This is a genomic window from Clostridium sartagoforme (assembly GCF_039521405.1).
In the GTDB taxonomy this organism is placed as follows: domain Bacteria; phylum Bacillota; class Clostridia; order Clostridiales; family Clostridiaceae; genus Clostridium; species Clostridium sartagoforme.
In genome coordinates this window covers 1-15,253 of record NZ_BAAACH010000014.1, presented here as the reverse complement: position 1 = coordinate 15,253, position 15,253 = coordinate 1, and the positions used below count along the sequence as shown (strand labels likewise).

15 protein-coding genes and 1 other annotated feature are annotated in these 15,253 nt (G+C 29.7%); all 15 genes read right to left on the bottom strand.

Going from position 1 to position 15,253, the window contains the following annotated elements:
- Nucleotides 1–30 precede the first annotated feature (30 nt).
- Nucleotides 31–1,857 (bottom strand): translational GTPase TypA, encoded by a 1,827-nt coding sequence (typA, locus tag ABDZ60_RS06335; RefSeq protein WP_016206455.1) that lies wholly within the window; start codon nucleotides 1,855–1,857, stop codon nucleotides 31–33.
- 166 nt (nucleotides 1,858–2,023) lie between these two features.
- Entirely contained in the window at nucleotides 2,024–3,691 is a 1,668-nt protein-coding gene (locus tag ABDZ60_RS06330; RefSeq protein ID WP_016206456.1) for a ribonuclease J, read from the bottom strand.
- A 74-nt stretch (nucleotides 3,692–3,765) separates the two neighbouring features.
- Nucleotides 3,766–4,230, bottom strand: coding sequence for a Fur family transcriptional regulator (locus tag ABDZ60_RS06325; protein ID WP_016206457.1), 465 nt, complete (start codon nucleotides 4,228–4,230; stop codon nucleotides 3,766–3,768).
- Between the two features lie 32 nt (nucleotides 4,231–4,262).
- Nucleotides 4,263–4,538, bottom strand: coding sequence for a DUF1292 domain-containing protein (locus ABDZ60_RS06320; RefSeq protein WP_016206458.1), 276 nt, complete (start codon nucleotides 4,536–4,538; stop codon nucleotides 4,263–4,265).
- 79 nt (nucleotides 4,539–4,617) lie between these two features.
- Complete coding sequence (gene ruvX / locus ABDZ60_RS06315) at nucleotides 4,618–5,034, bottom strand: Holliday junction resolvase RuvX (RefSeq protein WP_343777006.1); 417 nt, start codon at nucleotides 5,032–5,034, stop codon at nucleotides 4,618–4,620.
- A gap of 48 nt (nucleotides 5,035–5,082) precedes the next feature.
- Nucleotides 5,083–5,340, bottom strand: a complete 258-nt coding sequence (locus tag ABDZ60_RS06310; RefSeq protein WP_008678270.1) for an IreB family regulatory phosphoprotein — start codon at nucleotides 5,338–5,340, stop codon at nucleotides 5,083–5,085.
- A gap of 158 nt (nucleotides 5,341–5,498) precedes the next feature.
- On the bottom strand, nucleotides 5,499–8,138 hold the full coding sequence (alaS, locus tag ABDZ60_RS06305) for an alanine--tRNA ligase (RefSeq protein WP_343777004.1): 2,640 nt from the start codon (nucleotides 8,136–8,138) through the stop codon (nucleotides 5,499–5,501).
- Between the two features lie 63 nt (nucleotides 8,139–8,201).
- Nucleotides 8,202–8,375 (bottom strand) — a binding site (T-box leader).
- A 63-nt stretch (nucleotides 8,376–8,438) separates the two neighbouring features.
- Complete coding sequence (locus tag ABDZ60_RS06300) at nucleotides 8,439–9,470, bottom strand: AI-2E family transporter (protein ID WP_343777002.1); 1,032 nt, start codon at nucleotides 9,468–9,470, stop codon at nucleotides 8,439–8,441.
- Nucleotides 9,457–9,945 carry a PRC-barrel domain-containing protein gene (locus tag ABDZ60_RS06295; protein ID WP_343777000.1) on the bottom strand — a complete coding sequence of 163 codons (489 nt, stop codon included), beginning with the start codon at nucleotides 9,943–9,945 and terminating at the stop codon, nucleotides 9,457–9,459. The genes ABDZ60_RS06300 and ABDZ60_RS06295 overlap by 14 nt, the downstream gene beginning before the upstream one ends.
- Nucleotides 9,946–10,031: 86 nt before the next feature.
- Nucleotides 10,032–11,114, bottom strand: coding sequence for a tRNA 2-thiouridine(34) synthase MnmA (gene mnmA / locus ABDZ60_RS06290; protein WP_425544847.1), 1,083 nt, complete (start codon nucleotides 11,112–11,114; stop codon nucleotides 10,032–10,034).
- 8 nt (nucleotides 11,115–11,122) lie between these two features.
- Nucleotides 11,123–11,554 (bottom strand): Fe-S cluster assembly scaffold protein NifU, encoded by a 432-nt coding sequence (gene nifU / locus ABDZ60_RS06285; protein ID WP_040436539.1) that lies wholly within the window; start codon nucleotides 11,552–11,554, stop codon nucleotides 11,123–11,125.
- Nucleotides 11,538–12,737, bottom strand: coding sequence for a cysteine desulfurase NifS (gene nifS, locus ABDZ60_RS06280; RefSeq protein ID WP_016206465.1), 1,200 nt, complete (start codon nucleotides 12,735–12,737; stop codon nucleotides 11,538–11,540). Before nifS ends, nifU begins: the two co-directional genes overlap by 17 nt.
- Before the next feature lie 2 nt (nucleotides 12,738–12,739).
- On the bottom strand, nucleotides 12,740–13,192 hold the full coding sequence (locus ABDZ60_RS06275; RefSeq protein ID WP_016206466.1) for an RrF2 family transcriptional regulator: 453 nt from the start codon (nucleotides 13,190–13,192) through the stop codon (nucleotides 12,740–12,742).
- 101 nt (nucleotides 13,193–13,293) lie between these two features.
- Nucleotides 13,294–14,535, bottom strand: a complete 1,242-nt coding sequence (locus ABDZ60_RS06270) for a replication-associated recombination protein A (RefSeq protein WP_016206467.1) — start codon at nucleotides 14,533–14,535, stop codon at nucleotides 13,294–13,296.
- 33 nt (nucleotides 14,536–14,568) lie between these two features.
- Entirely contained in the window at nucleotides 14,569–15,051 is a 483-nt protein-coding gene (locus ABDZ60_RS06265) for a hypothetical protein (RefSeq protein WP_343776998.1), read from the bottom strand.
- Between the last annotated feature and the right edge of the window lie 202 nt (nucleotides 15,052–15,253).

The following is a 15,253-nucleotide window of genomic DNA, read 5'->3' as shown; positions in this document are numbered from 1 at the left end:
TATAAAGATATTTTATTTCATTTATAATTATTACTTTTTACTTCTACTTGTTATTCTTCTTCTTTCAGCTGAATCTAAAACTCTTTTTCTCATTCTTATACTTTCAGGAGTAACTTCAACTAACTCGTCTCCATTTATAAATTCAAGACATTGTTCCAAAGTCATTTGTCTTGGAGGTGTTAGCTTTAAAGAATCATCTGATCCAGATGCTCTAGTATTAGTTAACTTTTTACCCTTGCATACATTTATATCTATATCTTCGGCTCTTGAACTTTCTCCAACTATCATACCTTGATACACAGGTATTCCTGCATTTATAAATAACGTACCTCTTTCTTGTGCATTAAACAATCCGTATGTTATTGCATCTCCATCTTCAAATGAACATATTGATCCTCTACTTCTTCCTGGTATTTCTCCTTTGTATGAATCATATCCATGGAATACATGATTCATTATACCATTACCCTTAGTATCAGTCATAAATTCATTTCTAAATCCTATTAAACCTCTTGCAGGAACTATAAACTCTAATCTTGTATAACCATTTACAGCCGATGTCATATTTACCATCTCAGCTTTTCTTGGTCCTAACTTTTCCATAACAGGTCCCATAAATTCTTCAGGAACATCTATTGTTAAATACTCCATAGGTTCTAATTTCTTACCATTTTCTTCTTTGTATATAACATTTGCCTTAGAAACTTGGAATTCATAGCCTTCTCTTCTCATAGTTTCAATAAGAATTGATAAATGTAGTTCCCCTCTTCCTGAAACTTCAAAACAATCTGAAGAAATTTCATTAACTCTTAAACTAACATTTGTCTCTAACTCTTTTAATAGTCTATCTCTTAAATGTCTTGAAGTTACAAAATCACCTTCTCTGCCTGCAAAAGGAGAATCATTAACCATAAAGTTCATGCTTAATGTAGGTTCATCTATTTCAACAAATGGCAGTGCTTCCGGTTCTTGTGCATCAGCTACAGTTTCTCCAATATTACAATCTGGAATACCACTTAAAGCTATTATATCACCTAAAGAAGCTTCTTGTGCTTCTTCTCTATTTAATCCATTATATGTAAATATACTTGAAACTCTATAACTTGATGTAGTCCCATCTTTTCTTACTAAAGCAACTTGCTGATTCTTTTTCACAGACCCTCTATGTATTTTTCCTACTGCTATTCTACCTACATATTCATTTGTATCTAATGTAGTTACAAGCATTTGGAATGGTCCATCTATATATCCCTTTGGAGCTTCAACATTCTCTAATATAGTTTCAAATAAAGGAACCATATCAGTATTAGTATCTTCAACATTATATCTCGCAAAACCTTCTCTTGCTGATGCATAGATTATTGGAAAATCTAATTGATCATCATCTGCACCAAGCTCTAAGAATAATTCAAATACTTCATCAATTACTTCTTCTGGTCTTGCATTTGGTTTGTCTATTTTATTTATAACAACTATAGGTTGTAATCCTAATTCTAATGCCTTCTTTAAAACAAATTTAGTTTGAGGCATTGGACCTTCATAAGAGTCAACTACTAATAAAACAGAGTCAACCATCTTAAGTACACGTTCAACTTCTCCACCAAAATCAGCATGTCCTGGAGTATCTACAACATTAATTTTTATATCATTATACATAATAGCTGTATTTTTTGAAAGAATTGTTATTCCTCTTTCTTTTTCTAAATCATTAGAATCCATAACTCTTTCTTCTACCTTTTCATTGCTTCTAAATACGTGACTTTCTTTTAGTAAAGCATCTACTAGTGTAGTCTTACCATGGTCAACATGGGCTATTATAGCTATATTTCTTATATCATCTCTACTTATTAAATTCATTTAATTTCCTCCAATATTTGATTTTATCTACATGTTTTTATAATGTAAACCTATAACTTATTTTTCCCAAAATAAAATTGGATACACCAGTATCCAATTTTTTTAAGATTTATTTTCAACTATAATACATTCTAAGATTATTATTTCAAAATGTCAACCTTACAGATTATATTTCCATTATTATTGGTAATATCATAGGCTTTCTTTTTGTTTTTTCGTACAGATAACTTCTTAATTCATCTCTTACCTTAGATTTTAAAGTTGCCCAATCAGTTATATTATTTTCTTCGCATTCTCTTAAGGCATTTTTTACTATTTCTTTAGCCTCGTCCATTAATCCTTCTGATTCTCTTACATAAACAAATCCTCTGGATATTATATCCGGTCCTGCTATAACTGAATTATTTTCTTTTGATAAAGTTACTACAACTGTCAATATACCGTCTTGAGATAAATGCTTTCTATCTCTTAAAACTATATTTCCAACATCTCCAACACCTAATCCGTCAACAAAAACTTGCCCTGCTATAACTGAACCATTTTTTCTTATGCTATTTCTATTTACTTCTATAACTCCACCATTTTCAGGAATTATAACATTCTGTTCTGGCATTCCTAAAGATATTGCTAATTCTCCATGTTGTTTTAAATGTCTATATTCACCATGAACTGGAATAAAGAATTTAGGTTTTACTAAACATTGCATAAGCTTTAATTCTTCCTGACAAGCATGACCAGATACGTGAATTTCTGCTAGTGATTTGTATATTACCTCAGCTCCTTTTTGGAACAATTGGTTTATAACCTTAGAAACTAGTTTTTCATTTCCTGGTATTGGCGTTGCTGAAATTATTACAGTATCACCTTCAACAATATTTACCTTTCTATGCTCTGAGCTTGCCATTCTTGCAAGAGCTGACATCGGTTCGCCTTGACTACCTGTAGTTATGATAACAACCTTATCATTTGTATATTTATTAATTTGATCTATACTTACTAAGATATCTTTTTCAAATTCTAAATATCCAAGTTCTGCAGCTACAGCAACTATATTTTCCATACTTCGTCCTGATACTGCAACCTTCCTTCCATGCATACTTGCTGCATCAACTATTTGTTGTATTCTGTGCACATTTGAAGCAAAAGTTGCAACTATTATTCTGCCTTTTGCCTTTGAAAACAACCTTGAAAAACTTTCTCCAACTACTTTTTCTGACATAGTATAGCCTGGTTTTTCAACATTAGTTGAATCTGCCATCATAGCCAATACCCCTCTTTTACCTATCTCTGCAAATCTTGCGAAGTCCATAGGTTCTCCATCTATTGGAGTATAGTCTATTTTAAAATCTCCTGTATGAAGTACTACTCCTAATGGTGTGTGTATTGCTATTGCAACTGAATCAGCAATAGAGTGGTTTGTTTTAATAAACTCTACTGATACTGAGTTTAATTTAATTACGTCTCTTGGTTTAACTCTTATTAGTTCTGTTGAACTTAACAATCCGTGCTCCTTTAGCTTAGTTTCAACAATTCCAAGAGTCAGCTTCGTTCCATATACAGGTACATCTAATTGTTTCAAAACATAAGGTAATGCACCTATATGGTCCTCGTGTCCATGAGTTAAAAATATTCCTCTTATCTTATCTTTGTTTTTTAATAAATAACTAATATCTGGTATTACTAAATCTATACCGAACATATCTTCTTCTGGGAATTTTAAGCCACAATCTATAACTACTATATCATTTTTATACTCTATTGCAGTTATATTTTTACCGATTTCATTTATCCCACCTAAAGGAATAATTTTAACTTTTGCTTTCTCATTTTTCAATATGTCTCCTCCTTCTTCCTAAAATATGTATTACAAAGGTTGTCATCTCCTGAGAGAGGAGTTCCCTTATTTATCTATTTGTTATCTGATTTATTTTGACATTTTCGACAAAGACCAAAAAATTTAACACTATGATCTAAAATTTTAAACCCATATGATCTTTCTACTTCTTCTTCAAGTTCATCTAATAAATCATCTTGAACTTCAATAACATCTTTACATTCATTACAAACTAAATGATGATGTCTATGCCCTTCATCTTTACGTACCATTTCATATCTACTACATCCATCATTTAAATCTAGTTTACATATAACTCCTAGTTCTTCTAATAAAATTATAGTTCTATAAACAGTAGCTAACCCTATTTCTGGGCAATTCTTTTTAACCTCATCATAAATTTCTTCTGCAGTTAAGTGTTCTCCTTCTTTTTCTATAATTGAGTCAACTATAGCTCTTCTTTGAGGCGTTAATTTATACCCTTTTTGTTTTAATTCTTCTTTTAGAACATTAAAATCTATACTATTTGATTGTTCCACAGACAACACCTCTTTCTTTTTTTAGTTAGATTTTATTCTTCATCAGCAAAAATAGTATCATAAGCTTCTTGTACTGCTGCTAATTCTACTTCATCATCTATAGGTATTAATAGATCATCTCCATCTTCATCTACTCCTACCTTTAACGCAAATATATCATCTTCAGTATATTCATCATCATATACTATTACATATTCACTCTTCTCTTCTGTATCTGGGTTTACCATATCAAAAAATGCAACAACATTTAGTTTTACTAAATTACCATCTTCATCATACAGCTCTATTTGTTTTAAATCTTTATCCATTAAAATATCTCCTTTTTTTATAATTGTAATTTTTACCTTACTAGTTGTCAATAATAATTTTCAATTGGAAATCAAATAATTATTTCATGCTTAGTCTATCTAAATATCCTTGAAGTATATATGTAGCAGCAATCTTATCTACTATTTTCTTCCTCTTACCTCTTGATAAATCTGCCTCTAACATCGCTTTATGTGCAGCTACTGTAGTTAGTCTCTCATCCCACATCTCAATCTTTAACCCAGTAGCTTCTTTTATAATTTCCGAAAGCTCTAATACTCTTTCACCAGCTTCTCCTATAGTATTGTTCATATTTTTTGGTAATCCTATAACTATAGTTTCAACAGAATATTCTCTACATATTTTTTTAATTTCTTCTATGTCTTGTTCTTTTTTACTTCTTCTTATAGTAGTTATCCCTTGGGCAGTCCAGCCTAAAGGATCACTTATTGCTACTCCTATTGTTTTAGACCCAACATCTAAACCAAGTATTCTCATAATTGTCTCCTTAAATATTAAAGAGTGCCCGATTTTAACGGGCACTCTTTATTTTATTTCTAAATAAGATTTTATAACTTCCTCAAGAATTTCATCTCTTTCAAGTTTTCTTAGTAAAGCTCTTGCTCCGTTGTAGCTTGTAATGTAAGAAGGGTCCCCTGAAATAAGATATCCTACTAATTGGTTTATAGGATTATAACCTTTCTCCTGTAACGCATTGTAAACATCTGTTAATATTGATTTTGTTAAATCCTCTTTATTGATGTTTAAGTTAAATTGCATTGTTTGATCTAAGTTATTATTCATACAACCGCTGCTAATGCAGCTCACCCCCTTACTAATATTTAGTTTAATAGTATCCCTAATGATATTATTTCATTTTTTTAGAATTCTATTCACAGGTTTTACTTAATTAATTATATTATAAACTATATAATTATAAAAGTACACCATTTTACTAAAGATTATTTCACTAAAGATTCTACTACTGAGTATGTTTTTTCTATAGCAGATTTGATATTTTCAGGATTTTTACCACCAGCTTGAGCCATATCCGGTCTTCCGCCGCCGCCGCCGCCAACTACTGCTGCCACTTCCTTAATTATTTTTCCACAATGAATTCCCATTTCTATTACATCCTTTGTAGCCATAGATATTACATTAACTTTTCCACCTACATTACTTAATAAAACAACTACTCCAGTTGAAAGTTTACTTCTCATTTTATCACCTAGATCTCTTAGTGCATTTCCGTCTATGCCTTCAAGTCCATATGCTACAACTCTTACTCCTTTTATATCCTTAACTGACGCTAAAATATCATCCTCAATTCCTGATGTTAATTTACTCTTAAGTTCTGATATTTCTTTTTCTTTTTCTTTAATTTCAGCACCTTGTGAAGCTATCTTCTTTAATACGTCTTTTTCAGTACATTTCAATGCATTGCATGCTTCTTTTAAAAGTCTTTGCTTTTCTTCCATGTATTTTATTGCATTTAACCCTGTTACAGCTTCTATTCTTCTTATTCCTGCTGCAACACCTGTCTCTGATACTATTTTAAATAATCCAATTTCTCCTGAATTATTAACATGAGTACCTCCACAAAGCTCCTTTGAGAACTCTCCAACACTTACAACTCTAACTTTATCACCATATTTATCATCAAATAAAGCCATTGCTCCTGACTCTTTTGCTTCATCTAAAGTCATAAGATTTGTATCAACTTCAAATACTTCCATTATTTTTTTATTAACTAACTCTTCAATACTTTGTATTTCATCCTCTGTTAATCCTTGGAAGTGAGCAAAGTCAAATCTTAATCTTTCATCATCAACATAAGACCCTGCTTGATTTACATGCTTTCCTACAATTTGCTTTAAAGCTTCATGCAGCATATGTGTAGCTGTATGATTTTTTGCAATGCTGCTTCTTCTTAAAATATCCACCCTAAGATTTGCTTCATCATTTACTTTTATTGTTCCATCTAAAACTTTAACATAATGAATAGTTTTTCCACCAACATTTTTCTTTGTATCATAAATATAAACTTCACCTAAAGCTGTTTTTATAGTTCCTTTATCTCCTACTTGACCACCCATTTCTGCATAGAAAGGTGTTTTTTCAGTAACTATATATCCCTTTTGTCCTTTTGACAATTCTTCAACAAAACTATTATCATCTGCTAAAACTAATATATTGGATTTTACTTCAAGATTGTTATATCCCATAAATTCAGTATTTACAGATGCATCTATTTTATTAATCGGACTTTCATCACTTCCCATATATGATGATTCTCCTCTTGCATTTCTTGCCCTTTGTCTTTGTTCATCCATTTCTTTTCTAAAAGCTTCATGATCAACCTTCATGCCTTTTTCTTCTAAAATTTCTTCTGTTAACTCTATTGGAAAACCATAAGTATCGTATAGTTTGAATGCTTTTTCCCCTTTTAATGTTTTTTCCTTAGAAGCTTTTATTTCTTCTATATAGTCATTTAAAATATTCATTCCTGAGTCTATAGTTTCATTAAATCTTTCTTCCTCTAATAAAACTATTTTTTCTATATATTCTTTATTTTCTATAAGCATAGGATAAGCACTACCATAGTTTTCAACTACTGATTCAACTATTTCAGTTAAGAATAAATCTTTTATTCCAAGTAATCTTCCATGTCTTGCTGCTCTTCTAAGTAATCTTCTTAAAACATATCCTCTACCTTCATTACTTGGTTGTACTCCATCGCAAATAAGCATAGTTACTGACTTAACATGATCTGTAATTATTCTTAAAGAAATATCCTTTATTTTATCAACTCCATATTTTACCCCTGATAAATCTGATACCTTATGAAGTATATTCTTAACTGTATCTATTTCAAAAATATTATTAACACCTTGCATTATAGTTGCTATTCTTTCAAGTCCCATGCCTGTATCAATATTAGGATTTGCTAATTTATTATAATTTCCTTCTTCATCTTTATCAAATTGTGTAAACACAAGGTTCCAAAACTCAACTACTCTATCTTCATCACTTGCTTTTACAAAATCATCCACGTTTGTAATAACGCCTTCGCCTCTATCATAATGAATTTCTGTACATGGTCCACATGGCCCCACACCTATTTCCCAGAAGTTATCATCTTTTCCAAGTCTAAATATCCTTTTTGGATCTATATCAGTTTTATCACACCAAATATCAAAAGCTTCATCATCTTCTAAGTATATTGTCACGTATAACTTATCTTTTGGAATTTGAAGAGTTTCTGTTATAAACTCCCAAGCCCAAGGAATTATTTCTTCTTTAAAATAATCTCCAAATGAGAAATTCCCAAGCATTTCAAAGAAAGTACCATGTCTTGATGTTTTACCTACATTTTCTATATCTCCTGTTCTTATACATTTTTGACAAGTAGTTATTCTTTTTCTTGGCGGTTCTTGTAACCCTGTAAAATATGGCTTAAGCGGTGCCATACCAGCATTTATTAATAATAGTGATTTATCATTTTTAGGTACTAGAGGAAAGCTCTCTAACCTTAAGTGATTCTTTGATTCAAAAAAGCTTAAATAAGCTTCTCTAAGTTCATTTGTTCCCATGAATTTCATATATATTGCCTCCAAACTTTACTTTATATTCTTATATAATAAAAAAAGTTTCCATCCCTATAAAAAAGGGACGAAAACATAAATTCCGCGGTACCACCCTAATTATGTATTTAACAATACATCACTTAGATAATATAGCTCCAAGATAGCTTCAATATATAGTGTAAGAAGTTTTCAGCAAACACTCCCTCTCTGAATACACAATCTATATTTACTCATTCTCTTCAATGCCAAATATTAAATTTTCTAATATTTCAATGAAATTATAGTTTATTTATTAAATTATGTCAATTATTTTATTTAGAATAAATAATCATTGATATCTTCATATATAACTTTAACTATTACTCCTATCGGTACTGCAATCACCATTCCTATAAGACCACCCAACTTTTCTCCTACTAATAATAAGATTATGATTATAATAGGATGCATATTAGTACTATCTCCAGTTATTTTGGGCGATAGAATATTTCCTTCTATTTGCTGAATCAAAAACACAGCAATTATTGTATATAACGCCTTATTAGGTGAATCCATAAGAGCTATAAATATAGCAGGTACCCCTCCTATTATTGGCCCAAAATAAGGTACGATATTTAATATTCCATTAAATATACCTAGTATTAAGGCAAATTTTACATCTAAAATAAGAAGTACTATAAAAGTTAAAACCCCTATAATTAAAGACAATAATAATTGACTTATTATATATCTGGATAACACCTTATCTAAGTTATTAAGAACTTTTTTAGCTATTATTCTTTTTTCTGTTGGTAATATTAGTAAAAGTTTATTATAAATTAAATCTCCATCTACTAGAAAATAATATGTAACTATAGGTATAATTGCTAGCGAAACTAAGCTTTCAAAACAAAGAAATAAATTTTCTAAAAAATTATCAGAAATTTTAGCAAAAAACATATTTGCTTCTTCACTTATTTGCTCATATATTCCTTGAAAAAAAGATAAATCATTCAAATTCATTTTTTTTGCAATATTTTTTATGTAAATGTCTATATTATCTAATATTGATCCAAAATTATAACTTTCTCTTAATATTGAGGGGATTATTATATAAGACAATAATATAAAGCTAAAAACAATCACGATTATTATAGAAATAGATGCAACTCTTTTATTTAATTTAAATTTTTCACTTAAACCATCTCTAAAAGGTTTTAAAGTATACGCAAATATAAATCCAATAAAAATTATATTTACTATACTATTGAGTGTTTTTATTTTTATGTATAAAGCCAAAATTATTAAAGCTACTATTATTATTAAAATAGGATTAATTATTTTTTTGTATTTTTTATAAACTAACATGTTTTTTCTTACGAGGTAAACTTTGTAACCTCACCTCATCACTTCCATAATATAAAATAAAATCTTCCCCTAAAAGGCATTGTTTTAAAAGTAATATTTCTTTTCCTTTTATCATTCTATCAAATATACCAGAACTCATAACTAATCCCTTTATTGATAAATCCCTTTTTTCTATAATTAAATCTTCTAAAATCCCTCTCATAACATTATTTTTATCTTTTATATCTATATCTTTTATAGATTTAAATGATAATCCAGCTTTCTTACTTAATTCTTTTACAATAATAACCTCTTCTAAAGAAATAATATCTTTAGTCTTAACGAAATTTTTTTTACTGAATAGTAGATAGTTAGAGATAAAAAAGCCTTCAATAGTTCCTTGGTGAAAATTAATGTAAATATCATCTACTATCCCTAAATACTTCCCCCTTATGTCATATACTTTTAACAAATAGAAATCCTTAGTTTTTAGCATAACTTTTCCCCTTTCTATCCATATTACCTATATTATCCCCAAAAGATAAAAAAAAATTCTCATACAAAAATATGAGAATTTTAAAATTATATAATTTTTTCTATTATTCCGCCACCAACAACAACATTTCCATCATAAAATACAACAGATTGCCCTTTGGTAATGGCCCTTTGTTTATCTTTAAATGACACTTTAACTTTTCCATTTTCGAGCGGATAAATTATTGCTTCAGAAGGTTTTGCCGAATACCTTACCTTAGCTGTAACAGACATTGCTTCCTTCAAATTTTCAAAAGGAATAAAGTTAATATCCTTTGCTACTAAATCAGTTTTAAATATATCCTCTTCCGGTCCAAGAACTACTTCATTAGTATTAGGAATAATATCCGTAACAAAAACCGGTCTCCCTAAAGCTATACCTAATCCTTTTCTTTGACCTATTGTGTAATATACTATTCCTTTATGCTTTCCTAGTATATTCCCATTTTTATCAATAAAGTTTCCTGTATTTACTTCATTAGGCTTAACTAAAGAAATATATTTACCATGATTATTATCTGGGATAAAACATATTTCCTCACTATCCTTTTTATTATGAACTGCAAGACCAATTTCTTTAGCTATTTCTCTTATCTTATCTTTAGTATAATCTCCACAAGGCATTAAGGTTTGACTTAATTGCTCCTGTGTAAAATTATATAAAGCATAGGTTTGGTCTTTTTTATCATCATCTGCTTTTATTAAAAGATATCTTCCATCTTCATTTTCCTCTATTTTAGCATAATGACCTGTAGCTACATAATCTGCTCCAATTCCCTTTGATCTTCTTAAAAACTCATCAAATTTTATATGCTTATTACATGCAATACATGGATTTGGAGTTTTTCCTTCCATATATTCCTGTACAAAATAATCTATTACTTTTTCTTTAAATGACTCCTTAAAGTTAAGAACATAAAATGGTATTTCTAACTTATCAGCAACTCTTCTTGCATCTTCTACTGATGAAAGAGAGCAACACCCGCCTTCTCTTTCCATATAGCCTTCATCTTCATCATCAAAATGTTTCATAGTTACGCCTATTACTTCGTAACCTTGTTTTTTTAAAAGGTATGCAGCAACGGAGCTATCAACTCCACCACTCATACCTACTACTACTTTTTTCTTCATATTAATTCCTACTCATCGCCATGAACATGATCATGTATATCATCATGTTCTTCGAAGTCCCAAAGCTCTAAACCTGTATTTTTTCTATAATCATTAATTGCTTTGTGAATAGCTTCTTCAGCTAAAACAGAACAGTGCATTTTTACAGGTGGAAGGCCATCTAAAGCTTCTGCAACTGCTTTATTTGATAACTCCCAAGCTTCTTCTACAGTTTTTCCTTTTATTAATTCTGTTGCCATTGATGATGAAGCAATAGCAGATCCACATCCAAAGGTCTTGAATTTTACATCTTTAACTATATTATCTTCAATTTTTAAATAAACCTTCATTATATCCCCGCATTTGGCGTTTCCAACTTCTCCTACCCCATTTGCGTCTTCTATTTCCCCTACATTTCTTGGATTTCTAAAATGATCCATAACCTTATCGCTGTACATCATAATATTTTTCTCCCTTCTTTAAAAAGTCTTCCCATAATGGAGACATATTTCTAAGTCTTTCTATAATAGGTGGAACAACTTCTAGTACATAATCTACATCTTCATCAGTTGAACCATCACCTAATGTCAATCTTAAAGATCCGTGTGCTAATTCATGAGGTAACCCTATTGCTAATAATACATGTGATGGATCAAGAGATCCTGAAGTACATGCACTACCACTTGAAGCACATACACCCTCAAAATCTAAAGATAAAAGTATAGACTCACCTTCTATAAATTCAAATGTTATATTAGAATTTCCTGGTAATCTTCTTTCACCTCTAGGCCCATTCAATCTTGTATGAGGTACTTTTAATAGTCCTTCAATCAATCTATCTCTAAGCATAATAAGTTTCTTGCTGTGTTCCTCTAAATTATCTGTTGCAAGTTCTATAGCTTTTCCAAGTCCAACTATTGATGCTGTATTTTCAGTACCTGCTCTTCTAGCTCTTTCTTGCCCACCGCCATGAATTAGATTATCTATTCTCACGCCTTTTCTTATGTAAAGTGCTCCAATTCCTTTAGGTCCATATATTTTATGTCCTGCTAAAGATAATAGGTCTATATTCATTTCCTTTACATCTACTGTAACATTTCCAATTGCTTGAACTGCATCTGTATGAAATATAACTTTTCTTTCTCTACAAATTTCACCTATTTCCTTAATTGGTTGAATAGTCCCTATTTCATTATTTGCAAACATAATAGAAACTAATATAGTTTTATCAGTTATAGAATTTTTTAATTCTTCTAAATCAATAAATCCTTCTTTATCAACATTTAAATAAGTTACTTCAAAACCATTTTTTTCTAAATATTCACAAGTATGAAGTACTGCATGGTGCTCTATTTTAGTAGTTATAATGTGATTACCTTTTTTTCTGTGAGCTGATGCTATCCCCTTAATAGCCCAGTTATCAGCTTCAGATCCACCACCTGTAAAATAAACTTCACTTTGATCACAATTTAAAGCTTTAGCAACTCTACTTCTAGCTTTATCAATAGCCATTTTAGTTTCTCTAGAAATTCCATAAAAGGATGATGGATTTCCATATCTTTCTGTAAAGAATGGTATCATTTCTTCTAAAACTTCAGGTTTAACATAAGTTGTTGCTGCATAATCCATATATACATTTCTCATATCTATTTACTCCTTTTAACAATCTTAATAGATTGGTTTTCATCCTTCATTCTTACATAGTCATCAACTATATCTTGAAGTGTTATACTCTTCATTACTTCATCAATGCTATTTTTTATTTTTTCCCATAACAATCTAGTAGCACAAAAATCAATGTTATCGCAATCAGTTCCTTCAATACATTCTGCTATTTCAACAGGTCCTTCAAGCACATTCATTACATCTGCCACTGTTATATCCTCTGGAGCTCTATTTAATACATATCCTCCTTGAGCACCTCTTATACTTTTGATAAGATTTGCTTTCCTGAGTGGTGAAAATAGTTGCTCTAAATAATATTCAGATATATTTTGTCTTTGGGAGATTGTTTTTATTGAAACAGGGGTATCTCCATAATGCATCGCAAGGTCTACCATAGCCTTAACCCCGTATCTACCTTTAGTAGAAAGCTTCATAATACTTCCCCCTTTTAATGTTGACTATTTTACTAGTATTTACTTTATATATCTTACCAAAACACTCTGGTATTGTCAATAATATCACTTTTACTCCTCTATTATTTTACTTCTTTCCAATATCTATTTATACTTTCTTCATACTTGTTTTTTTGCGTAAAATAGTATTTAGTATTTTTCAAGTTTTCAGGCATATATTGTTGATTTACATAATTATTTTCATAGTCATGAGGATATTTATAACCAAAAGCTCCTAAGCTTTCTGCTCCTGAATAATGAGTATCTTTAAGGTGATCAGGTATATCTCCCATATTTTTATTTTCTAAATCACTCATAGCACTAGCTATTGCTAAATATGCACTATTTGATTTTGGAAGTGTTGCTAAATATATAACCATTTCTGATAATATAATTTGTGCTTCTGGAAGTCCTACTTTTAATGCTAATTCTATCCCTGAATTTATTACAGTTAATGCATTAGGATGTGCAAGACCTATATCTTCAGCTGCTATTACAGAAATTCTTCTTATTATTGCAGTTAAATTTCCGGATTTAATAAGTCTTGCCAAATAATGAATAGCAGCATCAGCATCACTACCTCTTATACTTTTTTGTAGTGCACTTAGCAAATTATAATATTCATCTCCATTTGCATCAGCCCTCATATGGGATTGATTTAAACTTTCTATATACTCTATAGAAAGTTCTTTTACTTTTTTAAGTTGTGAATTTATAGCAAGTTCTAGTATATTATAGGCTTTTCTATAATCTCCTTGAGAAATTTCACTGATATATTTTATAGCTTCTAATGAATATTCTACTTCTACTCCTTCATTTATTATTCTTTTTATTGCTATTTCTAACCCTTCTGCTATTTCTTTTATGCTAAGAGCTTCAAATTGAAATATGTTACACCTACTTAATATAGCTTTATGAATTGCAAAGTATGGATTTTCCGTAGTACTTGCTATTAATGTAACTCTTCCATTTTCAATAAACTCTAAAAGTGCTTGTTGTTGTTTTTTACTAAAATGTTGCAATTCATCAATGTATATTACCACTCCATTATAATTAAGTAAGCTATCTAAACTTTCAGTTATTTGTTGTATATCCTTCACCGATGCTGTAGTTGCATTTAACTTATAAAACTTTTTATCAACATAATTAGCCATTATATTAGCTAAAGTTGTTTTCCCTGTTCCTGGAGGTCCATACAGTATGCAATTGGGAATCATTTTATTTATAATTAGATTATATAAAGGTTTCCCCTTAGATAGTATCTTCTTTTGACCTATAAAATCCTCTAGCTTTTGTGGTCTCATTACTTCTGCTAATGGTTTCATTTATTTCACCTTTTCTTAAATTTATTTTAGTTCTTAGTTAAATCCTGAATTTAATTCTTTAGCCTTTTCTAAGTTTTCATATTCTGTAAATCCCTCTATATAATACTCTCCATTTTTTTCTTTCACCACTACCTCAACCGGAACATCTTCTCCTATAGCTTCATCACTTGATTCTTCATCTCCATGTGTTTCAAGTGCCTTAGCTTCCATATTAAGAACCATATACACTTTATACTTTTTATTTTCTTTATTTATGTTTTTAATTGAACTTTCATATTTTTCAAGATTTAATTCACCTATATATAGTGAATAAAACTCTACATAATTACATATATAAAAATTATCTTCACTTATATGTTTTTTCATATTATCATCATATCCATTTTTATAAGATAAAACTAAATCAATTGTTTCTTTTATCTCTTTTTCACTTTCTTTGCTTACCTCCTTTGAACATCCAATCATAAATATCTGTGCAAAAACTAATATCAAAACTGCTAAAATTATTTTTTTCATAAAATTCCTCCAAACATCACATCATCCTTGTAATCTCTTAATAATTCTCTCTATAAATAATATCATATTTTTATAAAATGTATGATTAATATAAAAATAAAAAATAGAGAATACCTATCATATTCTCTATTTTTTATTTCAGACTGCTGACAAAGTATTAGCAGTCTTTAATTTTATACAAATATGTAATATAATTAAAAAT